25 protein-coding genes are annotated in these 26,988 nt (G+C 60.2%); 9 read left to right on the top strand and 16 right to left on the bottom strand.

Annotated elements, in window-relative coordinates; all coding sequences use genetic code 11:
- Positions 1–31: 31 nt before the first annotated feature.
- Complete coding sequence (locus TO66_RS23730) at positions 32–364, top strand: DUF2025 family protein (RefSeq protein ID WP_044464556.1); 333 nt, start codon at positions 32–34, stop codon at positions 362–364.
- Positions 365–384: 20 nt separating this feature from the next.
- On the opposite strand, the gene TO66_RS23725 is transcribed toward TO66_RS23730, so the two are convergent.
- A complete protein-coding gene (locus TO66_RS23725; protein ID WP_044464555.1) occupies positions 385–708 on the bottom strand; it encodes an antibiotic biosynthesis monooxygenase in 324 nt (107 codons plus the stop codon).
- The gene (locus tag TO66_RS23720) at positions 705–1,424 is read right to left on the bottom strand and encodes a CTP synthase (RefSeq protein ID WP_044464554.1); all 720 of its coding nucleotides are present in this window, start codon (positions 1,422–1,424) and stop codon (positions 705–707) included. Before TO66_RS23720 ends, TO66_RS23725 begins: the two co-directional genes overlap by 4 nt.
- 25 nt (positions 1,425–1,449) lie before the next feature.
- Here TO66_RS23720 and TO66_RS23715 point away from each other — a divergent pair, with 25 nt between their 5' ends.
- The gene (locus tag TO66_RS23715; RefSeq protein WP_177330445.1) at positions 1,450–2,400 is read left to right on the top strand and encodes a LysR family transcriptional regulator; all 951 of its coding nucleotides are present in this window, start codon (positions 1,450–1,452) and stop codon (positions 2,398–2,400) included.
- A gap of 30 nt (positions 2,401–2,430) precedes the next feature.
- On the opposite strand, the gene TO66_RS23710 is transcribed toward TO66_RS23715, so the two are convergent.
- The 3 genes from TO66_RS23710 to TO66_RS23700 form a co-directional block, all read right to left on the bottom strand.
- Positions 2,431–3,750 (bottom strand): methyl-accepting chemotaxis protein, encoded by a 1,320-nt coding sequence (locus TO66_RS23710; protein ID WP_044464553.1) that lies wholly within the window; start codon positions 3,748–3,750, stop codon positions 2,431–2,433.
- Between the two features lie 358 nt (positions 3,751–4,108).
- Positions 4,109–5,173: a diguanylate cyclase gene (locus TO66_RS23705; RefSeq protein ID WP_044464552.1), complete on the bottom strand. Its 1,065-nt coding sequence runs from the start codon at positions 5,171–5,173 to the stop codon at positions 4,109–4,111.
- Positions 5,174–5,394: 221 nt separating this feature from the next.
- Entirely contained in the window at positions 5,395–6,003 is a 609-nt protein-coding gene (locus tag TO66_RS23700) for a TetR/AcrR family transcriptional regulator (protein ID WP_044464551.1), read from the bottom strand.
- A 204-nt stretch (positions 6,004–6,207) separates the two neighbouring features.
- Here TO66_RS23700 and TO66_RS23695 point away from each other — a divergent pair, with 204 nt between their 5' ends.
- On the top strand, positions 6,208–7,266 hold the full coding sequence (locus TO66_RS23695; protein WP_044464550.1) for an MBL fold metallo-hydrolase: 1,059 nt from the start codon (positions 6,208–6,210) through the stop codon (positions 7,264–7,266).
- An 88-nt stretch (positions 7,267–7,354) separates the two neighbouring features.
- Positions 7,355–7,912, top strand: a complete 558-nt coding sequence (locus tag TO66_RS23690; RefSeq protein WP_044464549.1) for an AAA family ATPase — start codon at positions 7,355–7,357, stop codon at positions 7,910–7,912.
- On the opposite strand, the gene TO66_RS23685 is transcribed toward TO66_RS23690, so the two are convergent.
- Positions 7,894–8,211 (bottom strand): helix-turn-helix transcriptional regulator, encoded by a 318-nt coding sequence (locus TO66_RS23685; protein WP_044464548.1) that lies wholly within the window; start codon positions 8,209–8,211, stop codon positions 7,894–7,896. The genes TO66_RS23690 and TO66_RS23685 overlap by 19 nt on opposite strands.
- Positions 8,212–8,256: 45 nt before the next feature.
- Positions 8,257–9,111: a helix-turn-helix domain-containing protein gene (locus tag TO66_RS23680; RefSeq protein ID WP_044464547.1), complete on the bottom strand. Its 855-nt coding sequence runs from the start codon at positions 9,109–9,111 to the stop codon at positions 8,257–8,259.
- A gap of 111 nt (positions 9,112–9,222) precedes the next feature.
- Here TO66_RS23680 and TO66_RS23675 point away from each other — a divergent pair, with 111 nt between their 5' ends.
- Entirely contained in the window at positions 9,223–10,032 is an 810-nt protein-coding gene (locus TO66_RS23675) for a sulfite exporter TauE/SafE family protein (RefSeq protein WP_044466144.1), read from the top strand.
- Positions 10,033–10,150: 118 nt separating this feature from the next.
- On the opposite strand, the gene TO66_RS23670 is transcribed toward TO66_RS23675, so the two are convergent.
- From TO66_RS23670 to TO66_RS23645, 7 genes are all read right to left on the bottom strand, one after another.
- Positions 10,151–10,354, bottom strand: coding sequence for a hypothetical protein (locus TO66_RS23670; protein WP_044464546.1), 204 nt, complete (start codon positions 10,352–10,354; stop codon positions 10,151–10,153).
- A 72-nt stretch (positions 10,355–10,426) separates the two neighbouring features.
- Positions 10,427–11,293 (bottom strand): tetratricopeptide repeat protein, encoded by an 867-nt coding sequence (locus TO66_RS32910; protein ID WP_082061143.1) that lies wholly within the window; start codon positions 11,291–11,293, stop codon positions 10,427–10,429.
- Positions 11,280–12,146 (bottom strand): tetratricopeptide repeat protein, encoded by an 867-nt coding sequence (locus tag TO66_RS23660; protein WP_044464544.1) that lies wholly within the window; start codon positions 12,144–12,146, stop codon positions 11,280–11,282. Before TO66_RS23660 ends, TO66_RS32910 begins: the two co-directional genes overlap by 14 nt.
- Positions 12,133–13,005, bottom strand: a complete 873-nt coding sequence (locus tag TO66_RS32905; protein WP_256241237.1) for a tetratricopeptide repeat protein — start codon at positions 13,003–13,005, stop codon at positions 12,133–12,135. The genes TO66_RS23660 and TO66_RS32905 overlap by 14 nt, the downstream gene beginning before the upstream one ends.
- Positions 12,986–15,181: a phospholipase D-like domain-containing protein gene (locus TO66_RS34145; protein ID WP_044464543.1), complete on the bottom strand. Its 2,196-nt coding sequence runs from the start codon at positions 15,179–15,181 to the stop codon at positions 12,986–12,988. The genes TO66_RS32905 and TO66_RS34145 overlap by 20 nt, the downstream gene beginning before the upstream one ends.
- 13 nt (positions 15,182–15,194) lie before the next feature.
- Positions 15,195–17,555, bottom strand: coding sequence for a type VI secretion system tip protein TssI/VgrG (gene tssI, locus TO66_RS23650; protein WP_044464542.1), 2,361 nt, complete (start codon positions 17,553–17,555; stop codon positions 15,195–15,197).
- A 264-nt stretch (positions 17,556–17,819) separates the two neighbouring features.
- Complete coding sequence (locus TO66_RS23645; protein ID WP_044464541.1) at positions 17,820–18,803, bottom strand: hypothetical protein; 984 nt, start codon at positions 18,801–18,803, stop codon at positions 17,820–17,822.
- A gap of 144 nt (positions 18,804–18,947) precedes the next feature.
- Between TO66_RS23645 and TO66_RS23640 the strand changes: the two genes are divergently transcribed.
- Both TO66_RS23640 and TO66_RS23635 read left to right on the top strand, forming a co-directional pair.
- Positions 18,948–19,559, top strand: coding sequence for a hypothetical protein (locus tag TO66_RS23640; RefSeq protein WP_044464540.1), 612 nt, complete (start codon positions 18,948–18,950; stop codon positions 19,557–19,559).
- Positions 19,560–19,931: 372 nt separating this feature from the next.
- Complete coding sequence (locus TO66_RS23635) at positions 19,932–20,645, top strand: phosphatase PAP2 family protein (protein WP_044464539.1); 714 nt, start codon at positions 19,932–19,934, stop codon at positions 20,643–20,645.
- Positions 20,646–20,783: 138 nt separating this feature from the next.
- Here the strand turns inward: TO66_RS23635 and TO66_RS23630 are convergent, their stop codons facing one another.
- Both TO66_RS23630 and TO66_RS32900 read right to left on the bottom strand, forming a co-directional pair.
- Positions 20,784–22,031: a ribonucleotide-diphosphate reductase subunit beta gene (locus tag TO66_RS23630; RefSeq protein ID WP_044464538.1), complete on the bottom strand. Its 1,248-nt coding sequence runs from the start codon at positions 22,029–22,031 to the stop codon at positions 20,784–20,786.
- 850 nt (positions 22,032–22,881) lie between these two features.
- A complete protein-coding gene (locus TO66_RS32900; RefSeq protein WP_082061141.1) occupies positions 22,882–23,145 on the bottom strand; it encodes a DUF2790 domain-containing protein in 264 nt (87 codons plus the stop codon).
- Between the two features lie 411 nt (positions 23,146–23,556).
- On the opposite strand from TO66_RS32900, the gene acs reads away from it, so the two are divergent.
- Positions 23,557–25,512, top strand: coding sequence for an acetate--CoA ligase (acs, locus tag TO66_RS23625; protein ID WP_044464537.1), 1,956 nt, complete (start codon positions 23,557–23,559; stop codon positions 25,510–25,512).
- Positions 25,513–26,169: 657 nt separating this feature from the next.
- Complete coding sequence (locus TO66_RS23620) at positions 26,170–26,946, top strand: ABC transporter substrate-binding protein (RefSeq protein WP_044464536.1); 777 nt, start codon at positions 26,170–26,172, stop codon at positions 26,944–26,946.
- Positions 26,947–26,988: the final 42 nt, after the last annotated feature.

Genomic DNA, 26,988 nt, shown 5'->3' with positions numbered 1-26,988 from the left:
CTGTCCCTCGGGACACTCCGTGAGGTTTACCATGCGCATCACTTCCGAACTCATCTGCCAGGCCGCCGACCAGCTCAAGGGCTTTGTCGGGTTCAACCACAAGAGCGGCCGGCACATCGTGCGTTTCAGCGAAGATTCCTTCGGCATGGACGTCGCCGACGACGCCATCACGCCCGCCCATGAATTCGTCTGGGCCCGCGCCGAGGGCCAGGTCATGGTGCTCAAGCGCGAGCTGATCCAGTTGCTGCTGGAACAGAACATCGACGACCGCATCAACATCAGCGAACCCTTGCGCGTTTACATGCGGCGCACCGACCTGCCGGAGATCTCGGCGCTGCGCAGCCTGCTGCCGGTTGCGCAATAACCGGGCGGGCGCCGCAGCGCTCAGCGTTCGAACAGATAGGCCCGCTCGACCTTGCACACCCGCGTGTGACAGGCCGCGTACCAGTCGCTGCGGCCACGCTCGCGGGCGCTGCGGTGTTCGGCGTGCTGCTTCCAGGCGAGGATCGAATCCTGGTCCCGCCAGTAGGACACGGTGATGCCGAAGCCGTCCTCGTTGCGCGCGAACTCCATGCCGAGAAAGCCCGGCTGCTCTCGCGCCAGCTCGACCATGCGTTCGGCGGCCTGCTCGTAGGCCGGGTCCGGTTCGCGCCGTTGAGCGCTGAAGATCACCGCGTAGTAGGGCGCCTCGGGCGTACCGGCGATCATGGGTGCCGCTCCAGGCAGGCGGCGAGCAGGGCGCTGACCAGGGGCGGCACGACGCCGTTGAGCGCCGCCCGTTCCGGCTGGAACAGGGTGGCGACAAAGAACCGATGGTCGCGCAGTTCCACCGCCCGCAGGTCGCCGGCCGAGTCGTAGCCGTTGGGGCGCAGGTCGTGCTCGAGCAATTGCCCGGCGAACGCCGGGTTGACTCCGTAGCGACAGCGATAACCCTCGCAGATCTGCTGCTCGCCGTAGGCTTCGGCGATGCGACTGCCTGGACTCAGGTGAATGCTGTCGGTGGCTTCCACCAGGGCGCAGGTCAACGGCGTGAGCAAGGCCCGCTCGGCCTCGGGATGGGTCTCGCCGTGCTCGGCATCGGCCCAACCCAGCACGTTGCGCGCGTACTCCAGCACCGCGTGTTGAAAACCGCCGCAGGTGCCGAGGAAGGGTCGCTGCCGTTCGCGGGCAAAACGGATCGCCCGCAAGGCGCCGTCCATCGAGCGGTAGGGGCTGGCGGGCACGCACCAGATGCCGTCGAACGCTTGCAACGGCTCGTCGCTGCCCAGGCTGTCGGTGGCCAGCCAGTGGTAGCGCACCTTGAGGCCGGTTTCCTCGGCGGCCATTTCCAGGGCCCGGGGAATGGCCCGGTGCGCGGTGACTTGAGGGTCGTGGTCACCCACGAGGGCGATGTGCAGGGTAGGCAGGGGCGCACGATGAGGCATGGGTTTCTCCCGGGTCGGCCAACGCTTGTCGATTGCTGGAGGCCACTATAGATTGGCGTTCACGCACTCAATATTGGCGTTTATCAAAGTGATCAATGCAGCCGTGCACTATCGCCTCGACTACCCCGACCTGTCGCTGATCCTCGCCCTGGTGCGCGGCGGTTCCCTGGCCCGCGCGGCGGGGTTGCTGAAGGTGGATGTGTCCACGGTGTTCCGGGCGGTGCGGCGCCTGGAGGCCGCCCTGGGCCAGCAACTGTTCGACAAGAGCCGCGCCGGCTACCTGCCCACCGGACTGGCGCGCACCCTGGCCGAGCAGGCCGAACGTGCCGAGCAGGCCCTGGAGGCGGCGCGGGTCGGCGTGGAGCAGGGGGGCGCGGTGGTCAGCGGCACGGTACGCCTGACCTGTTCCGACTCGGTGTTGCAAGGCCTGCTGCTGCCGGCGCTGGCGCAGTTCATGCCGCGTTACCCGGCGCTGGCCCTGGAATTGAACACGTCCAATGATTTCGCCAACCTCAGCCGGCGCGACGCCGACCTGGCCTTGCGCCTGACGGACAGGCCACCCGAGCATCTGGTGGGCCGGCGCTTGCGCGCCGTGTCCTACCGGGTCTGTGCCAGCCCGGCCTATGCGCGGTCGGCGGCAGCGGCGGACCTGGCGCAACTGACCTGGATCGCCCCGGACGACTTTCTCCCCGACCACGCCACGGTGGCCTGGCGCCGCCAGACGTTGCCGGGCGTGGTGCCCGGGTATCGCTGCAACAGCATGCTGGCGGTCAGCGAACTGGCGAAGGCCGGGCTGGGCGTGGCGGTGTTGCCGGATTTCCTGCTCGAACCCGGCGCGGGCCTGCAACCCTTGAGCGACCCGCTCCCGGGCTGCGACACCGCGCTCTGGTTGCTGACCCGGGCCGATTGCCGGGCATTGCGCGCGGTAGTGACGCTGTTCGACGAGTTGGGCCAGCGCCTGCACGCGCCACAGTGAAGCACGTGGCGGGCGACCGGCGTCCTTGAATCAGAGTGCGGCGCGCTCGTTGGCGAACATGCTCACGGCCTGTACCGCCTCGCTGGCGCCGTCGCGGATCTGCAGGATCACCGTACCGGCCTGGTCCGCCAGGTCCACGCCCTTGGCCGCGCGGTCACGGGTGCCGTCCATGCTCTTGATGGCCTGCTGGGTTTCGTTCTGGATCATGTCGATCATTGCCGAAATTTCCGCGGTCGAGCCGCTGGTACGGGCGGCCAATTGCCGGACTTCGTCGGCGACCACGGCAAAGCCGCGCCCCTGTTCGCCGGCACGCGCGGCTTCGATCGCCGCGTTGAGCGCCAGCAGGTTGGTCTGCTCGGCGATGGCGCGGATGGTGTTGACGATGGCGGTGATCTGTTCGGAGCGCTCGCCGAGCTTGGCGATCAGGGTCGAGGAATCTTCGATGTTGGCAGCGATCTGGCGCATCTCGCTGGCCGCCTGCTGGATCACGGCGGTGCCTTGTTCGGCGACTTGCCGGGTCTCCATCGAGATGTGGTAGGCCTGGGTCGCGCTTTGCGCGTCCTGGGCGTGTTTCTCCACCCGCGCGGTGACGTCCGAGGCGAATTTCACCACTTTGCACAGGCGCCCGGCGGCGTCGTACACCGGGTTGTAGTTGGCCTCCAGCCACAGCGACTGCCCGCGCTTGTCGACCCGCTCGAACTGGCCGCTGAAGAACTCGCCCTGGTTGAGGCGTCGCCAGAAGTCCTGGTAGGCGCTGCTGTTGGTCAGTTCGGGCGTGCAGAAGATCCGGTGATGCTTGCCCTTGATTTCCGCCAGGCTGTAGCCGAGGCGGTCGAGGAAGTTCTGGTTGGCGGTGATGACGCTACCGTCGAGGTTGAACTCGATGACCGCCATGGCGCGGTCGATGGCGTGCAGCTTGCCCCTGGACTCGCTTTCCTGCTGGATTTTCTCGGTGACGTCGAGGGCGTACTTGACCACCTTGAACACCTTGCCGTCGGCATTCCTGATCGGGTTGTAGCTGGCCTCCAGCCACACCGGTTGTCCTTTGGCATTGACGCGCTCGAAGGTCCCCGATTCGAACTGGCCGTTTTTCAGGCGCGCCCAGAGTTCGCGGTAACCGCTGCCGCGGACGAATTCGGCGTTGCAGAACTGGCGATGGGGATGGCCGACGACCTGTTCCGCCTGATAGCCCATGGTGCGCAGGAAGTTGTCGTTGGCCCGCAGGACGGTGCCTTCCAGGTCGAACTCGATCACCGCCATCGAGCGGTCGATGGCTTCGAGCAGGCCGGCTTGCTGGGCGATGGTGTGCTGCAGGGCGTCGATGGTTCTGTTGTGGCGGTTGAATAGCATGGTGGCTGGTGCTCAGTGGGAAAAACCTGGAGTCAGTCCCTTTGTATGCGCCTGCATGCCGAAAACCCCGGGGTCTCGGCCTTGTCTGCTCAATGCCAGCATTCCATGACTGACAGATAAAACCTGGACTGGCTCGGCCGTCTTGCGCGGACGGAGCCTGGCCTTGCGCAACGCCTGGAGTAAGACGCTGGGCCTGTGGGTTAATTTAGGGAAGTTATGTTGCACCGCGACGAATGCCCGCCCGGTTCTTTGCAATAACCGCATGGCGGCATTATGCCGGCTCGCTTCGTTCATGTGCTGAACGAAGTTGTACAAAAATATGGATTTTTACATTTTTGTACAACTTTTCAGGGGCTGTTCACGTGGCGATGGACAGGCTGCCGGGCAGGCTGGCGCTGGCGATTTTATTGCGACCGGTGTTTTTCGCCACATACAGGGCCCGGTCGGCTTCGATGAGCCATGCGGCGGCATCGCGCAAGCCCGGGTGCCAGGTGGCCAGGCCGATACTCAGGCTGACCCGCAGTTGCGGCACCCCCGGGTGGCGGTAATCGCCGAACAGCTCCCGCAGCCGCTCCATCACTTCGCTGGCCTGCTGCAGGCTGGTCGCCGGCAGGATCACGCAGAACTCATCGCCGCCGTAGCGTCCGGCCAGATCGCCCTGGCGCAGGTTGCGCTTGAGGTCCCGGCTCAGTTGATGCAGCACGGCGTCGCCGAGGATATGGCCGTGGCTGTCGTTGATCTGCTTGAAGTGATCGATATCGATCAGGGCAATGGTGCCGTGGCCGCGTTGCTGCTGGCATTTGACGAACTTGAGGTGCAGCAGGTCTTTCCAGGCGCCATGGTTGAGCAGGCCGGTGAGGCTGTCGGTGCGGCTCAGCGCCTTCAGGGTGCGTTTGTGCGCGGCGAGTTTGATCGCCAGTTGGTAGCAGACCATGCCCACGGCCATCGGGTAGAGGGTCAGCATGGGCAGGCAGGCGTAGATCTGCAGTTGCGTGGTGTGTCCGATGAACGCCGGGCCGAGCAACAGCCAGGCGAGTAGCACGCCGCCCAGTTGCGCCAGCAGGCCCCGGACGAACAGCCGCCCGCCGCCGGCGGCGACGTTGTTCATGGTCATCATGGCCAGGATGGTGACGGTCGGCAGCGGGTTGAATTGCATTGCCGCGGCCCAGAAGCCGCCGAACAGCGAGTCGCCCAGCAGGTTGCGGCGTTCGGCCTGGTAGGGGAAGGCCGCGCGGGTCGAGATCAGGTAGGCCAGGTGTGGCCAGACATAGCCGTTGAACACCAGGAGTATCCATACCCAGGGCGGCTGCGATATCGGGTACAACCCGGCGAACACGCTGAAACAGCCGATCCCCAGCCCGATCACCCGGGGCAGGTAAATGCGCTTGGCAAACGACAGCCCTTTGCCTTGTTGGTTATCCATGGATGTACGCCAGTCCTGCGTTGAAACACTTTGTGGTGTTTTTTATGCCTGCGCCCTTCGGTGGGCAAGGTGGCGAACATTGTCATTTATTCCAGTAGGAATAATCAGTGTCCTTGCAGGCCATTTAATGGCACGGCCGTACGCAAACACCCATTGCAGAGCGGTTGGAGGTGGGGGAGAGGGGCAAGATCCGCTGGCGCAGACAGCGACAGGAGAAGCATTCAGGCCTGGTAGCAGGCCAGGAACATGTCTATCGCCGATTCGACGATGCGTTGTTGTTCCGGCGCTTCGAGAGGAGGGCGATTCAGGGTGACCTGTGGCCAGAAGGCGAACGTCTTGAGCATGCCATGCAGCTGCTGGGCGGCGAAGTCCGGGTCCAGGGGCTTGAGCCGCCCGTCCGCCGCGGCCGCACGAATCCATACCATCAAGCCTTCTTCGCGTTCGCCCATGCGCGCCACCATGTACTGGGCGCGCTCGGGGGAGTGCAGAGTGGCGGCAATGGCGACCCGCGCCAGGTCGAGGAAGTTGTGGTCGGCCAGCAGTTGCAGCTTGGCCAGCAACAACGCCCGCAACTGTTCACGCAGGGTTAATCCTGGCTGGTAAAGAATGTCCGACCGCGCCCTGATGCTCGCCCATAGCTTGTGCAGGATTTCAGTGAACAACTCTTCCTTGCTGGGAAAGTGGTTGTACACCGTGCGCTTGGAAACACCGGCCGTCGCCGCGATCTTGTCCATGCTGGTGATATCGAACCCGCTGGCGCGGAATTCGGTGATCGCCGCCTGGAGGATGGCTTCGCGTTTACGGTCGGTCAGGCGCTTTGGAGCTGTCATAAGTTGGGTTCGGTGGCGGTCGTGGGCAATCGTCCGGGGCAGTTTACTTAGCCGCGGGGTTGTTGCAATCTAGAAAAACTACACTACCTAGTGTAATTCAAGGCAAGAACAAAGAGGGTCGGCCGAGGCGTGCGTGCACTGGCCTTTTTCTCATCCCGCAGAGAATCACCGGAGCCTTGCCGGGTTCCTTGGAGTCACAGATTCATGGCCATTTCCTCTTCCCACGTAAACAGCGCCCCACGTGCCGAAACGTCCCTGCAGGAACAAGGCGCGTTCCGCAATCACGCGCCGGTACGGCGTGCCGGGCTGGGCAAGACGCTGGGCATCTTCTGGCGCATGCTGTTCCACAAACCGCGCAATACCCGGCCGGTCGGAGCCATCCCGGTGCAACCGCTGACCCGGGAACAACTGGTGGCGGCACCGGACCAGAGCGTTTTCCGCCTGGGCCATTCGACGGTACTGCTGAAGCTGCGCGGCAAGTTCTGGATCACCGACCCGGTGTTCGCCGAGCGCGCATCGCCCGTGCAGTGGGCCGGCCCGAAACGCTTTCATCAGCCCCCCATCGGCCTGGACGAATTGCCACCGATCGAGGCGGTGATCCTGTCCCATGACCACTACGATCACCTGGACCACCAGACTGTGCTCAAGCTGGCGGCCAAGACCCGCCATTTCCTCGCTCCGCTGGGAGTGGGCGATACCCTGATCAAGTGGGGAGTGCCTGCCGACAAGGTTCGCCAGCTGGATTGGTGGGAAGGCACGGAAGTCGATGGCATCCGTTTTGTCGCCACGCCTTCGCAGCATTTTTCCGGCCGTGGCCTGTTCGATGGCAACGCTACCCTGTGGGCGTCCTGGGTGATGATCGATGGCGACACACGGATCTTCTTCAGCGGTGACAGCGGTTACTTCGACGGCTTCAAGCGGATTGGCGAGCGTTATGGCCCCTTCGACCTGACCCTCATGGAAACCGGTGCCTACAACGTCGAATGGCCGGGCGTGCACATGCAACCGGAGCAGACCCTGCAGGCGCATATCGACCTCAGGGGGCGCTGGTTGCTGCCCATCCACAACGGCACCTTCGACCTGTCGATGCATGCCTGGTACGAGCCGTTCGACCGCATCCTCTCGCTCGCCTGGGAACGCAGCATCGCCATTGCCACGCCGCGGATGGGCGAGGCTTTCAACCTGGCGCAGCCGCAGCGGGGATACGCCTGGTGGATGGAGGTCGACCCGGTAGCCGGGCAAGCGGCGACGAGCGGCCTGTAGGCCCTTCATCGGGCCCGACCTGCACCGGGTTGCCGGACCGGCCCGTGGGGGAGTATCTAGAAAACTCCCCCTGCCCACGGACCTTGCGATGGCTTATCGGCTGCACCTGTTCGGAGCGTCCGGCTCCGGCACCACGACCCTGGGCCAGGCGCTGGCCCGGCGTCTGGGGATAGCGCATTTCGACTCGGACAACTTCTTCTGGCATCCCAGCGAACGTCCCTTCAGCCTTCGACGGCCACGGGACGAGCGCATCCGGCTGCTGCAACAGGAGGTAACGGGGCTGGACAGCTGGGTATTGTCGGGCTCGCTGTGTGGCTGGGGCGACCCGATGATTCCTGCGTTCACCCATGTCGTTTTCCTGCGGCTGGATCCCGAGATCCGTTTGCAGCGCCTGCGGGCACGCGAGTTTCAGCGCTATGGCGAGCAGATCCATGAGGGCGGTGAACGCCACCTCGCTACCCAGACGTTCCTCGCCTGGGCGGCCGGCTACGACACCGGCGGCCAAGGCACGCGCAGCCTGCGTCGGCATGAAAGCTGGATCACCGGCCTGAGTTGCCCGGTGATCCGCCTCGATACCACTCACTGCTCGGTGCAGGCGTTGGAGGAAGAGGTGCTGAGCGCCCTGGATCACTCGATCAGCAGGTAGTCCGGCCGTTCCATCGGGTTGGGCGTGGCGCCCTTGATATTCATGCCGCGCCCCGGAGCGAAGCCGGGGAAGAACACCAGGCCTTCGGCCTCCAGGCAAAACGCGAGCGCCAGGCGGGTGACGTCGAGCAATTCGCCGCCGGCCTCGAAACGCTGGATGGCGTCTACCGAGACGCCGGATGCCTGCGACAGGTACTCCTGGCTCCAGCCCAGCATGGCGCGGGCCTGAAGGCAGTGTTCGGGGGTGAACTGGAAGAGGGCGATACGTTCCAGGGTGACTTTCATCGCGAGTGAGGCCATGGGTTTTCTCCGGAAGCGAGTGAAGGTGATTCGATAAAATACTGTTTATTTGTACAGTTGTTTTGCTCGCGGATCAAACTCATTTTGCCGATCGCCTGAATGTCTTCGTGACAAGGCTTTGCCTGGTGCCGGGAGTTCCGCGGCGAGGTAGGCCGTGGGCGCCTGCCCCAGGATCCGGCGGAACATGGTGGAGAACGCGGCAGGGCTGTCGTAGCCGAGATCGAGGGCAATGCGCGTCACGGCCTCGCCGGCGGCCAGGCGGGTCAAGGCCCTGACCACACAAGCGCGCTGGCGCCACTGGACGAAGCTCATGCCGGTCTGCTGGCGAAACAGGCGGGTGAAGGTGCGCAGGCTGATATGAAGGTGCTGCGCCCAGGCAACTGGCGCCTGATGTGCGTTGGGCTCTTGCAGGAACGCCTGGCACAGGGCGAGCAGAGGAGGTGATTCGGGCAGGGGCACATGCAGGGGCAGGTGGCTGGCGCGGGTCAGTTCATGCAGCAACAGGCTGACCAGCGCGCCGTCGCGTCCGTTTTCGTCGTACTCCAGCGGCAGGTCCACGGCCTCCAGCAACAACTGCCGCATCAGCGGCGACACGCTGATCACCTGGCACTCGCTGCCCAGCGCCGGCATCGCCTCCGGCTCGATGTACAGGCTGCGGGTGCTGACCCCCAGCATCAACACTTCATGATTCACCTGCGGCGGAATCCACACCGCCCGCTGTGGCGGCACCACCCAGCGGCCGTCCCGGGTACTCACCTGCATCACCCCGGTGGCGCCGTACAACAATTGCGCGCGCCGATGGCGGTGGCTCGGCAGCAGATGGCCGTAGGGGTAATCGCTGCCGATCGCCACCAGGGCGCGGGGCGTGGGGTCCAGCAGGTCGATCGAGGTGTTGCGCATCGTTCGGGCCTTTGCAGGTTGGCGTAAATGCAAAGAATATTGGCCGACTTGCTGAAGCCGGCCAAGCCCTGGCGCTCTACCGTGGCGCTCTTCTATCAAGGGAGCACTTCGATGTTTTACCTGTGGCTGGCGTTGTGTGGCTGTATGACCGGGATTAGCGCGGTACTGTTCGGCTTTGGGGGCGGCTTCGTCGTGGTGCCGTTGCTGTACCGGATGCTGTTGGGCAGCCACGACCCCGCCGTCAGTCAGTCGGCCATGCACGTTGCGGTGGCCACTTCGACTTGCGTGATGATCGTCAACGCCCTGCTGGCCAGCGCAAAGCATCGTCGCGCGGGCAACCTGATCCGCCATTACCTGTGGCCGCTGGGCGGCTATATCGGCCTGGGGGCAGTGCTGGGCGCAGCCGGGGCGATGCTGGCGAGCGGCAAGTTGATCCGCTATGCCTTTATCGCCTACCTGGCGCTAACCATTGCCGACTGCCTGTTGCGGCGCGGTTTTCTGCAGCAGGCCGAGCGTCGTTCCGCGCGTCGCCTGGGCCGGGGCGAAACCCTGAGCGGCGGCCTGGGGATTGGAATCATCGCCACTTTTCTCGGCGTCGGTGGCAGCGTGATGACCGTGCCCCTGCTGCGTCGTTGCGGCCTGAGCATGATCCAGGCCACCTCCATGGCCAATCCGCTGAGCGTACCGGTGGCCCTCGCCGGAACCCTGACGTACCTGGCCCTGGCCCGCTTCAGCCACTTCGACCTGGGCCCCTGGTACATCGGCTATATCGATCTGCTCGCCTTCGTCGTGCTGACCCTCGGCTCCCTGCTGGGCGTTCGTCTGGCATCGCCCTGGATCGGGCGCATTCCCGATGGGCTACATGCCCGGGTGTACATCGGCCTGCTGGTGCTGGTGATGTTGAGCATGCTGGCGGGGTAGGTTCGCTGGGGCATCGCCTGGTAGTTCGCGCTACCTGGGGGAAGGGCACGGGAGTGGGCGTCGAGGCGGTGAGATAGGGAGGTGGCGTTCCTGGTCGACCCGGGGCCGCTTCCTGCCATTACTTGGGGCAGGCCAGCATCAGCAGCCCGCCTATCAGGCTCAAGACAAAGAGTATTTTCGCCACCGTAAAGGCAATGTCCACGAGACCGGACACGCTCCCCCCACCGGTTACACCTGCGGCAATACCTCCCAGGCCCAGTAGCGCACTGAGAATCGACAGGCTGAACAGTACAATTGCCACTATCCCTAGTGTGGTGCGCATCGGCTTGTTCCTTTATTGGCGGGTCGGTAGTGAGGTTTGGTTCTTTGTCGGGAGTAGCGGGTTTACGGTTTCTCAGTAGTCGTCATCACGTCCGGTGGGTTTCCAGTTGATGTCTTTGTCGGCGTGGTAGCCCTGTACAGGGTTCGGAGGTAGTTGGTGTTCTTTAGCTAAATTGGGGAAGCGTAAGTCTGGGTTTTTGGCGAGCTCTCTAGATACTTTGTAGTATGCATCTTCAGTTTTCTTATCTTTGTTATAAGAAAACTTTCCATTTTGAAACACGTCCTCTATTTCTATGGCTCCTTTTCGTTCACCTAACGCCGCTGCTCGCTGATAATAGTGTAAAGAAACAGGATAATTTTTATCTACCGATTCATAATACGTACCAAGTTTATATGCGGCATCTGCATAGTCTTGCCTTTCGGCGCATTTGAGATAGCTAATACCAATAGGGTCTTTGTTTTTTTCATATATATAAATATACCCGATTCTTGTTTGAGCCTGAGGGCCTCCCATATCGGCGGATTTAATCAGGAACTGCATGGCGGTCCTGTCTGATTGCACAACTCCGAGACCTCTTTTGGTCATTGTGCTCATGTCGTAATAACCCAGTGGAACCTGCAGCTGTATCATTTTTAGATATAAGTCAATCGCCTTATTTGTATCCTTGGCAACCCCATCACCACGTAAATAAAGCTCCGCAAGGTTATGCATCGCTTTCCAATGGCCTTTCTCTACTGCTTGTTGGTACAGCTCGGCAACCTTGCTCCAATCAGCCGGGCGTTTTCTGCTAAGGGTCCGAGCTTGTTGAAACCATTGATCGGCTTGCTGATCAAGAGGCGGAGCAGTATCTTTTTCATGGATACATTTGAAATCGTACGCCATGGAGAGGCTACTGCTGCCTAATAGCGCAGCAGCTAGCAGTGCTTTAATAATCATCATCACGCCCGGTGGGTTTCCAGTTAATGTCTTTGTCGGCGTGGTAGCCCTGAATAGGATGTGGTGGAAGTGGAAGGTCTTTTGCTAAGTTGGGTAGGCGCAGATCAGGTTTTTTGTAGAAGCGACTAGAGATGTCATCGTAGGCTTTTGCCAAATTCAAGTTTTTTGAATAATCATGTAAGCCTTTTTCAAAAACTTTTTTGATCTCCATTGCACCTTTGGGCTCCCCTAGAGCTGCGGCACGCTGGTAATAATGCATGGAGACAGGATAGTTTTCGTCCACGACCTCATAATAGGATCCGAGCTTATAAGCTGCGTCCGCATAATCTTGTTTTTCTGCGCATTTTAAATATCCCAACCCTACGGGATAGTTTTTCTTGTCGTAGATGTAAATGTAGCCAATTCTAGTTTGTGCCTGAGGGGTGCCCAGGTCAGCTGCTTTGATCAGGAATAACATAGCCTCTTTATCTGATTGGATGACACCTACTCCTCGTTGAGTCATTACGCTCATGTCGTAGTAACCCAATGGAACCTGCAATTGTGTCATTTTTAGATATAAGTCAATCGCCTTGTTTGTATCCCTGGTAACCCCATCACCACGTAAATATAGCTCCGCAAGGTTATGCATCGCTTTCCAGTGGCCTTTCTCTACAGCTTGTTGGTATAGCTCGGCAACCTTGCTCCAATCAGCGGGGCGCTTTTGGCTAAGGGCCCGAGCTTGCTGAAACCATTGATCCGCTTGCTGGTCAAGAGGCGGAACAGTATCTTTTTCATGAATACATTTGAAGTCGTACGCCATGGAGAGGCTACTGCTGCCTAATAGCGCAGCAACTAGCAATGCTTTAATAATCATCATCACGCCCGGTGGGTTTCCAGTTGATGTCTTTGTCGGCGTGGTAGCCCTGAATAGGATGAGGGGGGAGAGGTTGGTCTTTGGTCAAATTAGGAAAACGAAGGTCCGGGTTCTTATAGAGTTGGCTGGAAATATTACTGTAGTAAAGTGCTACTTTTTCATTTCTTTCATAACCGAAGTCACCGTCTGTGAAAGTGCTTTCAATTACGAGTGCAGCCTTTCTCATGCCCAATGCAGTAGCTCGCTGGTAGTAATGCATTGCAACTGGAAAGTTTTTATCAATGTTGCTGTTGTAAGATGCAAGCTTGTAAGATGCATCGGCATAGTTTTGTTTGTCAGCACATTTAAGGAGTTTTACGCCTAGCTGATCGTTATTTTTTTCATAAATGTATAGGTATCCAATATGAGTTAGAGCCTGAGGGTTACCTAAGTCTGCAGCTTTTTTTAGATATTGCATCGCATCCTTGTCGGATTGAGTAACACCTATGCCTCGTTGAATCATTACACCCATATCGTAGTAGCCCAGTGGGGCTTCAAGTTTGATCATTTGCATGTAAAGATCTATAGCCTTGTTTGTATCTTTAGGTACCCCGTCTCCACGTAAATATAGGTCGGCCAAATTGTGCATGGCCTTCCAGTGGTTTTTTTTTACCGATTCTTGGTATAGGTTAGCAACTTTTGGCCAGTCGGGTAAACGTTCTTTGCTAATGGTACGGGCTTGTTCGAATAGTTGGTTGGCTTGTGCGTCCAAGGCTGGGGCGACATCAAGCTCATGGACGCATTTAAAATCTTCTGCCATGGCATCTGCTCCTGTGAAAAATAAAAGTGTAGTGAGTGCTATATTAATCAAGAGCTTTTGCATAAGGTGTCACCACATCCCAGAATCGAACTAATTTTCCCATTAATGGAAGCTTCTTTTTTTGCTTTTCCCAGTTGTCTGTTATAACGCGGTCCCATATTTCATAATCGTCTGCAATGTTCTCGCTTAATGTTTTCTTGTTGCTTTTAGGTGCCTTCCCCGAATGCATCTCCCACAACCGCTCCCGCCAAGTTCGAGTCGTTTGCGGGCTCGGCATGGCGATATTCAGCTCGGAGTCGTATTTCAGGCTGCGTTCGTTGATATTGGCCGAGCCCAGGGTGAAGAACAGGTCGTCCACCAGCAGCAACTTGCTGTGTACGTAGATGGACTTGTATTGCGCGGTGCCTTGTTCCGGGCCGAGGTGTTCGGTGATGTCGTGTTCGGTCTGGCGTTGCTCGCGGGTCTTGGCCATGGGGGCGGTGCTGGCGCCGCTGCCGTCCTTGCAGCTGACCAGGGTCGCGACAATGATCTTCAGGCCCTTGGGCGGCAGCAGTTCCGGCTCCAGTTCACGGGCCGCGGCCTGGTTGTAGTGCTTGTTGGGGTCCATGGCCAGCAGTTCGTCGGCGCGGCTCGGGCCGATGCCTTGTTCGTTCATCTGGGTTTGCACCTTGGCCAGTTCCTGATCGCGTGCCGGCGATGGGTCGCGGGCGTTCAGTTCGCGTTGGCGGTAGGCGAGCTGGCGTTGATCGTAGAGCAGGTCGCGGTGGGCCAGGGGCATCAGTTCGCCCTGGCCCAGGGTGTCGAGCATTTCGTAGGTGGAACTGGAGAAGTGCCCGCTATCCGGGTTGTTGGTGACCACGAACAGGTGCAGGTCCTGTTGCTTGCCGGCGGCGACGTAGTCGGCGGCAATCTTCTTCAGGCGTTCGGCCAGGGGCTTGTAGCGGAAGTACTGGTTCTCGATATAGGCGTACTGGTGCACGTTGCCCAGGGCCTTTTCATACACCTCGAGGATGGTGGTTTCCGGGCCTTCCTCCGGATGGGTCCGGCAGATCTGCGCGGGCTCCCCGCCGTCGCGGATCAGGCTCAAGGGTTTGACCGCGGAGCGCTGGCTGCTCAGGGTGCCCTTGAACACGCGGCGTATCCAGCTGCTGCTCTTGTCCCAGGCATTGCAGAAGTTGTGATTGAGGTCGAACAGCACCGGGCCGAGCACGTGCAGCGAGAGGTCCTGCCAGGGACCAAAGCCCTTGTCGCGCTTGCCGGCTTCATCGTCGTAGGCATGGGCGGTGGTGTCCCAGTAGTTGCGCTGCAGGTTGTGGCCCATCACGAAGCCTTGTGCCTTTTGCGGGTCCATGTAGTCGACCACCAGGGTTTTCTGGTGATGGCTGGGGAACAGGCTCAGCAACAGCATCTGCATGAAGGGCACGTTGTCGGACTCGCCCTTGAGCAGGCGCCACAGGATCGCCAGGCGTCCGTAGTGCATGCGCAGACCGTTCTGGTCGTCGTAGGTCAGCTCCCCGACGAGCTTGAAATCCCGGGTGCGGAATTCGATGTTGCGGGCCTCGTGACTGTGCACCCAGCGATGCCAGTTGCGGGTCTTGATCTGCTCGTCCGGGTCCTGCACCGTTCCGCCCGAATCGCGGCCCTTGGTGTAGCCGGTGTCCAGGTTGTCCAGGCTTTGCTGGATGTCGATCAGGTCGTTGCGTATGGCTCGCCTGCCTGCTTCGTCGTTGGCTGGAAGTTGTTCCAGGCGTGCCTGCTGCTTCTGCTGTTGTGCCAGGAGTTTTTTCCGTTTGTCGTCCAGGCCGCTGGTGTCCGCCGGCTGGCCATCGCGCAGGCCGGAGCCCAGGGAGGTACCGCCCTTGCCGCTCCAGCCCTCGCCGATCACCGAGTTTTCGCCGATCTGCGCCAGGCGGTTGTTCCAGATCAGCACCCGCACTTCGACGCCATTGTCGGCTTTGTGCCTGAGCAGTTCGCCCAGGTTGAGGCTGTCGCTCGAGCTTCGGTCGAGGCGCAGCCCGGGGTCGAATCCCCAACTGATGAGGTCGATGCTTTTCGTGGCTGCCATGATGCAGTCATAGACTTTCTTGAAGGCTTCCTCGCCACACACCAACGGCGTCACCACGTTGCCGGCCGGGCGGGGAGGGCTCAGCGGATTGTTCTTGTGGGCGAACCAGTCCGCGCTGAGGGTGGCGGCGCTTTCTTCAAGCGAGATCGATAGTTTTTGATCGAGGTAGGTCATGGAGTGAGTCCTTTTACTCTTTCTGCTCGCTTTGATCCGCCCACAACTGGCGGAACGCCTCGCTGCTGCTCAGCGCCTCGAGGGAGGCGGCCGCGTCGGGGAAGTCGCGATATCCCTCGCGTCCCAGGCGTTCAGCGCGCTGGCGTGTCTGTTCGGTCGAGGTTTCGCTCATGTCCAGGTTGAAGCGGTGTCCGTTTACCGTTTCCACCGAATAGTGGCGGGTGCCGGGAATATGCTGGAACAGCACATTGCCCTTTTCGTCGCTGAAGCCTTTGTCGATCAGCGCGCCGTCGGCATACAGCTGGTAAGGCTCATCCGGATACCCCGGCATGTTGGGCAAGGGGGACATACGAATGCACAGCTGGCCCGGCGGCGTTTCCTTGGCCGGATTGGCCAGCGCCTCTTCCATCAGGCTGCCTGCCTTGTCGGCATCCGCTGCCCCCGGTAACGTCGGCGGTTTGATGCCGATCCCCGTCCCGCTCCCCGGCGATCCCCCGGCGTTGATCTTCACCATCGGCCCCACCACCGTGACGCCGCCGGAATCCAGCTTGATAAAGCTGCCGCCGGCCTTGATGGTCAGTTCGCTGCCGGCTTCGATGACCATCTTGGCGCCGGCCTTGAGGTGGATTTCCTGGCCGGCCTTGGTCAGTTGCGCGGTGCCGAGTTTGATGTGCTGGTTTTCGCCTACGGTCAGGTGGTCGTCCACCTTGGTTTCGGTCTTGCGGTCGGCGTGGGTGGTGCGGTGTTCTTCGGCCTTGAGTTCGGTGTAGGTGTTCTTGACCACGGTGTCGTGGCGTTCGTGGCCGATGCGGATTTTCTGGTCGTGCTCGATGTTTTCGTCCCAGTTGCGCTGGGCGTGGATGAAGATCTGCTCGGCGCCCTTTTTGTCTTCGATGCGCAGTTCGTTGTAGCCGGCGCCGCCCGGCGAGCTCATGGACTTGAACACCGTGCGGGTCTTGTTCGCCGGCAGGGTGTAGGGCACCGGGTGTTCCTTGTGGTACAGGCAGCCGGTGATCAGCGGCTGGTCGGGGTCGCCTTCGAGGAAGGTCACCAGTACTTCCATGCCGATGCGCGGGATGACGATGGCGCCGTAGCGGTCGCCGGCCCAGCTGCTGGAGACGCGCAGCCAGCAACTGGTCTTGTCGTCGGCCAGGCCTTCGCGGTCCCAGTGGAACTGTACTTTCACGCGGCCGTATTGGTCGCAATGGATCTCTTCGCCCTTGGGCCCGGTGACCACCGCGGTCTGACTGCCGAGGATGCGCGGCTTGGGATGCTCCAGCGGCGGGCGGTAGAACACGTCCCACGGGGTGGCGAGGAAGCGGTTGCGGTAGCCCTGGTGGAAGTCGTCCTTGTTATCAGTGGTGTCGCTGGTCACCGACTCTTCCAGCACCTGTGGCTGCTTGCCTTCGTGGACGACATGGGTCAGCAGCCACAGGTCGTTCCACTCACTGCGCGGATGATCGGAGAGTTCCAGGAAATGCCCGCTGACCAGCCGCGTCTGGTCGCCCCAGCCTTCGGCCTGGCGATAGTCGGCGCGGTGGCGTTCCAAGGCGCGCTGGCTGAGGAATTTGCCGCGGGCGCGGTCGAGGAAACGGCCCGGGTAGTCGTAATCCTCCAGCTCCGGCTCTTCGTATTCCGCCTCGGGCTGGTAGCCGGCCTCCAGTTGCAGGCGCGGTTTCTCGAAGTCGTAATCGCGGCGCGTGGTGCGGCTGGTGCGGGTTTCCAGGCGCAGGTTGAAGCCCTTGATCACCGGCTCGTCGGCGACCATGCCGCTGCCCTGGACATAGGCGGTGGGCTGGCCGAGCTTGGGGAACACGGTCTGGTCGTCGCCGAACACCAGCAGGTGGCCTTCGGGGCTGTGCTGGAAGTGGTAGTGCAGGCCTTCCTCTTCGCACAGGCGCTGGATGAAGTGCAGGTCGGTCTCGTCGTACTGCACGCAGTAGTCGCGGTCCGGGCACGGGGTGCCGAGCTGGAAGCGGTAGGCGTTGCCCTGGATGCCGTGCTCTTCGAGGATCAGCGCGATGATCTTCGGCGCCGACAGCTGCTGGTAGATGCGCTGGTTGGTGCGGTGCGCCAGGTATTGCAGTTGCGGCACCAGCGACACCTTGTAGCGGGTCAGGCGCTTGCCGGCATCGCCCTGGGCCACGCGGTAGATCTGCCCATGGATGCCCGAGCCCTGCGGGTCGAAGGCGAGGAACGCCTGCTTGTGCAGCAGGGTTTCCAGGTCCAGGTCGGGGTTCTCGCTGACCAGTTCCAGGTCGAAGCGGAACGGCTGGCTGATGCCTTCGATCCCTTCGAAGGACAGCACCTGCACCTCACCCTGGAAGTCGTCGACGGTCAGGCTGAAGTGGGTTTCGTTGGAAGGATTGAACATGTGCCGCTCCTTGGGATGAATGTTCTTCCATGAATCCGGCCAGCCTGTGCCCATGGCCGCTTGAGCCGATAAACAGGCGGGTGATTAATACGTTGCGTAATCTAGCGCGTCCTTACTGCGCAAGAAGTTGCGCACTGCTCTTCAATGTCCCGTGGCGCAAGGGGCGGGGCATTTTATTTCAAAATGTTTCCTTGGTTTTGCCCGGGAAATATTCAAAGAAGTGCCATTAAAATGCCATTGTTTTTCGGCCTGTCGGCGCCTGGATCAATCTGTCGCCAGTCCCGGTACTTCCCGAATGATGAAATGGTCGAGGTTCTCGATATTGGCGCTGAACACACCGAAGGTCTGGTCGGGGTGTTTTTTGCTCGGCACTTGCTTCAGTTCCGGGGTCACGCCGTAGAAGAAGCAGTACAGGTCCCCCTGGCTGCCGATGGCATGCTTGATCTCGGCAAGGAAGGCCTGGCGCTTGCGGTAGTTGTCGATCAGCTTCTTGCTCAGGTAGACGTTCACCGAGTAGGGCTTCTTCCTGGTTTCGTCTGCCTTTTTGAACCAGATCTTCTGCTCGAAATCGATCCGGAAACTCTGGGTGTAATCCTTGATTTCCTTGATCTTGCCCCAGTAGACCAGCCCTTTGTTGTCCAGCAGGTATTCGATCTTCTTGAAGAACGAGGCGTAGGACGCCGTGTGGTCGCCGATCTTCAACGGCATGCGCTTGAGCAACTCCTTGTCGTCGATATTCGACACAAAGCATTCCACCGGATGGGCGAAGACGCTGGTCTTGTCGGGTGTGCCGTCCTGGCTCGAGCGAGGCGGGCGGGGGCTTGTAGACGAGGCCGGCAGCGCTACCCGTGGCGTGTCGCCATCCGCTGTCGGGCTGGCAGGCTGGCGCTGGTATTCGCGGCGGCTCAGCAGCAGTTCCGAGGGGAAGTGTTCCTCCCGGCCATCCTCGGCTTCCCGTTCATCCACCCCATTGGCCACGCTCCTGCTGGCGCCATACGGGCAGCCTTCGATGTGCCGGGTGCCAGGCAGGTTCTTGAAGTGTGGGGTACGGATGTAATGGATGTTCTTGGCGTTGAATGTCCCCAACTGATTGTCGGCGGCGAACGCGGCGCGGCAGGCGTCGTTGGGGCACTGGAAGTGTTCCCTGGCCGAATCGAAATCCAGGGTCTCGTCGAAATTCAGGTCGCGCACGTCATAGATCGACAGCTTGTCGTCGAGGCCGATGCAGTAGGCGGTATCGAATTTCATGGGCGGGCTCGGGTCCTTGAGTGACGGAGACTATTAATAGCGGGTGAGGGCGAGGCGTGCACGGATCTTTTCAAGCATGGGGCCCTATCTCGGCATAATCTTGTAGGGCGCGCGCTCCATCCATCACTGCAAAGGATCTGGGTCATGTCTGACGGTAATCGCATCAACATTGGCTCCATCGGTGACGCCAATCACATCAATATCGCCCAGAACCAGGCGCCCGCGCGCAGCAGCATCCAGTTCGTGATCGACCCCCGGAGTGTCGAGCGGGTGAGCCGGGGCAGCGTGATCAAGGGGGCGGCGGCGTTCTTCCTGTCGTTGCCGGTACTGGCGCTGGCGGTCATGTCGATCGTGGCCGATGCCCTGGGCATCCTGTCCTACTTCAATGTGGAGTCGAAGATCCTGGCCTATGTCGTGATGGCCGTGGCCATGGGCGCCGTCATGCTGTGCAACGGCAAGCGCAAGATGGCCACCACCAGCATTCCTCCCGACCAGGCACGTTTCATCGATGGGCGCTGGGTCGAGCGGGACGAGAGCGGCGATTACCTGCTGTACCGCAATACTGCCCCCTGCAACTACGAAAACTGCAAGGGAACCGTGCGCATCCAGCTCCCTCCGCCCCGCGAACAGCACAACCACGACCTGATCGGCGTTTGCGATCTTGGCGGCAAGCAACACACCTACCGGGTCGACTTCAATGGCGTTGGCGAACGGCAACACTTCGATTGGCGGCCGCTGGAGCAGAACAAGCCATAAATCTACCTGCTCCCCCGGCAGGAGCGAGCGTGCTCGCGAAAAACATGCCTGTCGCCGCAGCCGCATTCAGGGCATTCACAAAGGCTGCGCCCCTATTCCCGCCCGGTTTATTGGCGGTTTGATCTGCGAAATTTCCTACCGAACTAGCTAACAAAACTCTCAACGTTTAGAGGAGAGTCTTACGTGATAAAGCTTGTAAAAACAAAAGGTTAGCCATCATACCCTGCCCTGGCAGAGAGCGTCATAGCCTTGGCAAAGAGGGACAAGTACGCCTCGGATAAATGGCCGATAAGACGGCGCCGGCCTCACGAATGAAGGTCCGGTGGGAACAAGCCAGACGGCTTTTCCCCTCACAATAACGAGGACCTCGATATGCCAGTTCTGGCGCGTTCATTGTTGATTTGTCTGGCCCTGTCCGGCGCGGGGATTGCCCTGGCGGAGCAGGCGGCTGCTCCTTATCTGCCGGTGAACCAATTCCGCTTGGCGGATTATCTGCCACCGCCACCCACTGGCGATTCGCCGCTGCAGCAAAACGACCTGCAGGCAGTGCTGGCCGCCCAGGCGGCGCGCAGCAGCGCCCAGGTGAACCAGGTGCGGCAGGATGACGAGTGGGAAGACAGCGTGTTCCATTTTGCCAGGGAGTCCCTGGGGGCCGCGTTCAACGTCGAGGGCCTGCCCCTGACCCGAGCCTTCTTCCGGCGTGCCCAGGAAGACCTGGTGCAGTTCCTGATGCCGGCCAAGCACAGCTATGCCCGTGCGCGGCCTTATGAAGCCTCGTCGCTGGTGAAGCCGGTGTTGCCGCCGCCGGAAGGCGACTCCTACCCCAGCGGCCATTCGATGAACGGCTACCTCAATGCCACCTTGCTGGGCATGGCGCTGCCGGAAAAGCGCAGTGAATTGTTTGCTCGGGCACAAATCAACGCCGACAGCCGGGTGATCGCCGGCGTGCATTTTCCCAGCGACCTGGAGGGGGGAAAGATAAGCGCCGCGGTGCTGGTGGCGCGGTTGCTGGACGATCCCCGGGCGGCAGCGGATTTCGAGGCAGTGAAGCAGGAGATTCGCGGCGCCCTGGCCTTGGCTGATTGAGCAGGGAGCGCGCTGGTGGCGGAGTGGTGGGAAACAAGCTTCGCCAAAGGCAATAAAAAAGCCCTGAACAAGTCAGGGCTTTTTTGATCGTTGCTGGTGCCGGTTCGCAGCGAGCCGGCACCAGGCGGGAGCCCGGGATCAATCCCAGCTCAGCGCGCCACCGGTCTGGTACTCGATCACGCGGGTCTCGAAGAAGTTCTTCTCTTTCTTCAAGTCCATGATCTCGCTCATCCATGGGAACGGGTTGGTGGTGCCTGGGTATTCTTCCTTCAGGCCGATCTGCGACAGGCGACGGTTGGCGATGAACTTCAGGTAGTCCTCCATCATCGCCGCGTTCATGCCGAGTACGCCGCGCGGCATGGTGTCGCGAGCGTATTCGATTTCCAGTTGGGTGCCCTGGAGGATCATCTGGGTCGCTTCTTCCTTCATCTCGGCATCCCACAGGTGCGGGTTTTCGATCTTGATCTGGTTGATCACGTCGATACCGAAGTTCAGGTGCATGGATTCGTCACGCAGGATGTACTGGAACTGCTCGGCGACGCCGGTCATTTTGTTGCGGCGGCCCATGGACAGGATCTGGGTGAAGCCGCAGTAGAAGAAGATGCCTTCCAGAACGCAGTAGTAGGCGATCAGGTTACGCAGCAGTTCCTTGTCGGTTTCGACGGTGCCGGTTTCGAACTTCGGATCGGAGATCGAACGGGTGTACTTCAGGCCCCAGGCGGCCTTCTTCGCGACCGATGGGATCTCGTGGTACATGTTGAAGATCTCGCCTTCATCCATGGCCAGCGATTCGATGCAGTACTGGTAGGCGTGGGTGTGGATCGCCTCTTCGAACGCCTGGCGCAGGATGTACTGGCGGCATTCCGGGTTGGTGATCAGACGGTAGACGGCCAGCACCAGGTTGTTGGCTACCAGGGAGTCGGCGGTGGAGAAGAAGCCCAGGTTGCGCATCACGATACGACGTTCGTCGTCGGTCAGGCCTTCCGGGTTTTTCCACAGGGCGATGTCCGCGGTCATGTTGACTTCTTGCGGCATCCAGTGGTTTGCACAACCGTCCAGGTACTTCTGCCAGGCCCAGTCGTATTTGAACGGCACCAGCTGGTTGAGGTCGGCGCGGCAGTTGATCATGCGCTTTTCGTCGACGGCGACACGGGCAGAAGCACCTTCCAGTTCAGCCAGGCCCTCAGCGATGTCGAGCTGGTCCAGGGAGGCCTTGGCGCGGGCGACGGCTGCCGAGTCGTTGGCGGTTACGGCGCGGGCTTCGAGTGCGGCGGCACCGCCGGCGCTGTCGAGGCGGTCCATGTTGGCTTCGGCCGCGTGGCCGGCGTTGGCGCCCTTGACAGCGACTTCGCCTTCTTCTTTGTCGAATTCGTCCCAGCTCAGCATGACGTGTCGTCTCCTGCGTGAGGGCCAGATGCCCGTGTGAAAACTGATGGTTGATTTTTCACACGGCCGAACTGGCCGCGTTGGATCTTAAGGAATCGTTTGTTGCGGCAGCTAGCGCAGGCAATAAACAGAAAATATGTACGGGAGTTCCGAAGCGGCCTATGGAAGCAGAAAAACGAATCGACTCCTGCTTTGGCCTCGAACTGCTGTTTACCCCTGTAAGGGAATATTGCAGGCCCGTTTTAAGGCCGCATTATAGGGACTTTTTTGTCGCTGTGGTGCGACGAAGTGGCTCACGATCCGGCCGGCGAGGGGCGTGATCGCGGCGGAGCGAGGGTTTACAGGGCTTTGACCGCTGAAGATTTTTTTTCAGGCGTTTTTGCAGGTTTTTTGCGGCGAGAGGATCGGGTTTTTCATCCGATGCCCTGAAAGCCCCGTAGGACAAAGCCTCCAGGCGTGGAGAGGAGCGTTGTGGTGAGGATTGTGTTCAATTTTACGTGAAAATTGTCGCCTGTTTTTTCTGCTCAAAAAATGAGCAAAATAACACTTTGGCCACTACATCTTGTGTCTTATGGTCAATTTTTGACCTTTGCAACACTACTGCATCGGATGCCGGTCCTGCGTTGGGATCGACGTTCGAGCCGGTGGTTTTAACTCCCGTCAAGCCCCTTGCAATGCTCGGAAAAAATGCTTCCGCAGGGCGACATGACAGGTGAAAAGGGTGAGTGCGAATGCCGTGTCCGCACTAGGTGGGGATGGCTTGCTCAAGTGGGGCCGCCGGCCATCTTTGCCGCAAGAAGGATTTCTTGCGGCCGGCACTTTAAAGTGTTTGAAAAACTAACTTTGAGTATCAGCCGTTAGAGCAGCCGTTACCCATGACACGGTATTGCAGAATATGCCGCTGGCCTTGCGAATCTTCATATTCCATACGCGCAGGTACAACTTCGCATACATTGGGAACTTCGCTCGTGGATATAACTTTGGCGATGTCCAGGTGGGACGAGTAAGAGTATTCCTCTACAGCGGGCTGCTGGCTCGCAACATCAGTCGGGATCTCGTCGGCCATTGCTGTAGCGCAAAGACTGCTGAGGGCCAGAACTAATAAAGCTTTCATTTCATTTCACCTTTCTAAGGTCGTGTGGGGGCACGCAACCTTTGTGGGGCTGCGTGTGGAGCTTGAGTAGAAGTTCGGATTAACTGCCTTCGTGGGGGCTGTAACTTGGTTAATCACATTGCCTTGTTGGCGAGGTTGATTTTAGGCGCCCGAGTGCGGCCCATACAGGCATGCTTTTGATAAACACTATTGACGGTTTTTGTAACAATCCCGCTAAACGCGCCTTCTGCAGGCCTGTTTGCGCGGGTTCAAGTGCTGCGATTATTGCGACAAGTGCCGTGCTAGAGGGCCAAGCGGTACTTTTTCGTGGCGCGGCAGGGGGTTGTTACTACCATCGTCGAATGGTTCTATAAGGCCGCCCCGGCTACAACGGGGCCATACAACAACAACTATGTCACCGAGGTAAGAAAGATGAGTGCGGCTTCTCTGTATCCCGTTCGTCCCGAGGTTGCGGCCAACACCCTGACTGACGAGGCGACCTACAAGGCCATGTACCAGCAGTCGGTCGTCAACCCCGACGGCTTCTGGCGCGAGCAGGCCAAGCGCCTCGACTGGATCAAGCCTTTCACCACGGTGAAGCAGACTTCCTTCGACGATCACCATGTCGATATCAAATGGTTTGCCGACGGCACCCTCAACGTCTCCTATAACTGCCTGGATCGTCATCTGGCCGAGCGTGGCGATCAGATCGCGATCATCTGGGAAGGCGACGATCCTTCCGAAAGCCGCAACATTACCTACCGCGAGCTGCACGAGCAGGTCTGCAAGTTCGCCAACGCCCTGCGTGGCCAGGACGTACACCGCGGCGACGTGGTGACCATCTATATGCCGATGATCCCCGAAGCCGTGGTCGCCATGCTGGCCTGTACCCGGATCGGCGCGATTCACTCGGTAGTGTTCGGCGGTTTCTCGCCGGAAGCGCTGGCCGGGCGGATCATCGACTGCCGTTCCAAGGTGGTGATCACCGCCGACGAAGGCATTCGCGCAGGCAAGAAGATTCCGCTCAAGGCCAATGTCGACGACGCGCTGACCAACCCGGAAACCAGCAGTATCCAGAAGGTTATCGTGTGCAAGCGCACCTCGGGCGACATCAAGTGGAACCAGCATCGCGACATCTGGTACGAAGACTTGATGAAGGTGGCGGGCACTGTCTGCGCGCCCAAGGAAATGGGCGCCGAGGAAGCGCTGTTCATCCTTTATACCTCCGGCTCCACCGGCAAGCCGAAGGGTGTGCAACACACCACCGGCGGTTACCTGCTGTACGCGGCCCTGACCCATGAGCGCGTGTTCGATTACCGTCCGGGAGAAATCTACTGGTGCACCGCCGACGTCGGCTGGGTCACCGGCCACACCTATATCGTCTATGGCCCGCTGGCCAATGGCGCGACCACCGTGCTGTTCGAGGGGGTGCCGAACTACCCGGACGTGACCCGCGTGGCGAAGATCGTCGACAAGCACAAGGTCAATATCCTCTACACCGCGCCGACCGCGATCCGCGCGATGATGGCGTCCGGCACCGCCGCCTGCGAAGGCGCCGACGGCAGCAGCCTGCGCCTGCTCGGTTCGGTGGGTGAGCCGATCAACCCGGAAGCCTGGGACTGGTACTACAAGAACGTCGGCCACTCCCGTTGCCCGATCGTCGATACCTGGTGGCAGACCGAGACCGGCGCCACCCTGATGAGTCCGTTGCCGGGGGCCCACGCCCTCAAGCCGGGTTCGGCTGCGCGTCCGTTCTTCGGCGTGGTGCCGGCACTGGTGGACAACCTGGGCAACATCATCGAGGGGGCCGCCGAGGGCAACCTGGTGATCCTCGATTCGTGGCCAGGCCAGGCGCGTACCCTGTACGGCGACCACGATCGTTTCGTCGACACCTACTTCAAGACCTTCCGCGGCATGTACTTCACCGGTGACGGTGCCCGTCGCGACGAAGACGGCTACTGGTGGATCACCGGGCGTGTGGATGACGTGCTCAACGTTTCCGGCCACCGCATGGGTACCGCCGAGATCGAAAGCGCCATGGTCGCGCACCCAAAAGTCGCCGAGGCGGCGGTGGTCGGCGTGCCTCATGACATCAAGGGGCAGGGCATCTATGTCTACGTCACCCTCAACGGCGGCGAAGAGCCCAGCGAGGCGTTGCGCCTGGAGCTGAAGAACTGGGTCCGTCGCGAGATCGGTCCGATCGCCTCGCCGGATGTCATCCAGTGGGCGCCTGGGCTGCCGAAGACCCGTTCCGGGAAAATCATGCGCCGCATCCTGCGCAAGATCGCCACCGCGGAATACGACAGCCTGGGCGATATCTCCACCCTGGCGGACCCGAGCGTGGTGCAGCATCTGGTCGATACCCACAAGACCATGAACGTCGCTTGAGGCAAAGCGGCATCGACCGAAGCCCCGCCCGGCCTTGCGCCGGGCGGGGCTTTTTTGTGTCGGCTTGGTGGCCGTATTGCGAGCAGGCTCGCTCCTACAGGGATTGCTCTGGTTCTTGTTGCAGCGAACTTGCTCGCGATAGCGTCGGCCCAGGCACCGCCAGTCTCGATCCAATAAATATCGGTAACGTCAATCGGATGATTCTGAATGTTACCGGCTGGAGGGAATGTGTAACCCGCTGCACGGATTCGGGGCAATGAGAAACGAAAAGCCCCGTTTCAGGGCCGTTGCGGGGGCGGTAAAAAATAAGTCATAACGCTGCGCTTGCCGGAATAGAAGGCTTTGCGAATAATAGGCCCGCAATTTGCAGCGTAGATAGGTTCATCTTCTTTTGCTCTTGCATAAATCTGAAGAGCTGTCAATGTGCTCGCCCTGGTTTCTCGGTGCTTCTGTAATTTGTTGTCGCATTGAGGAAATATCGGCTTCGGGCCTGTCGTTAGAATGCCGATCACTCGCTCGTCGTTGCCTGCCGGAGAACCCGTCTGGAGTTCGTCGTCGGGGCTTCAAGGACGCAGCACCGCTATCAGGTTCCACCCATTCGCATATTGGGCTGTCGCTCACTCTGCCGTTTTTGCCCTTTACCGATGGAGTCCTAAGATGAAGAAACTCGTGCTTCTTGGCGCCCTGGCACTGTCCTCCGTACTCTCCCTGCCGGCGTTCGCCGATGAAAAGCCTCTGAAGATTGGTATCGAGGCGGCCTACCCTCCATTCGCCTCCAAGGCTCCAGACGGCAGCATCGTCGGTTTCGACTACGACATCGGCAACGCCCTGTGCGAAGAAATGAAGGTCAAGTGCGTATGGGTCGAGCAGGAGTTCGACGGCCTGATCCCGGCGCTCAAGGTGCGCAAGATCGACGCGATCCTTTCCTCCATGTCGATCACCGAAGACCGCAAGAAGTCCGTGGATTTCACCGGCAAGTACTACAACACCCCGGCACGCCTGGTGATGAAGTCCGGCACCCAGGTCAGCGACGGCCTGGCCGAGCTCAAGGGCAAGAACATCGGTGTGCAGCGCGGTTCGATCCACGAGCGTTTCGCCCGTGAAGTGCTGGCGCCGCTGGGAGCCGAGATCAAGCCTTACGGTTCGCAGAACGAAATCTACCTGGATGTGGCGGCCGGTCGCCTCGATGGCACGGTGGCCGACGCTACCCTGTTGAATGACGGCTTCCTGAAGACCGATGCCGGCAAAGGCTTCGCGTTCGTCGGCCCGGCGTTCACCGATCCCAAATACTTCGGCGACGGCGTAGGTATCGCCGTGCGCAAGGGCGATGCGCTGAAAGACAAGATCACCGGTGCGATCGCCGCCATTCGCGCGAATGGCAAGTACAAGCAAATCCAGGACAAGTACTTCGATTTCGATATTTACGGCCAGTAAATCGTCGAATCAGCAAGTCCGAGATGGCGCAAGCAGCAGAAT

This window comes from Pseudomonas sp. MRSN 12121, assembly GCF_000931465.1.
Classification (GTDB): Bacteria; Pseudomonadota; Gammaproteobacteria; order Pseudomonadales; family Pseudomonadaceae; genus Aquipseudomonas.
This window is presented reverse-complemented; position numbering and strand designations above follow the sequence as displayed.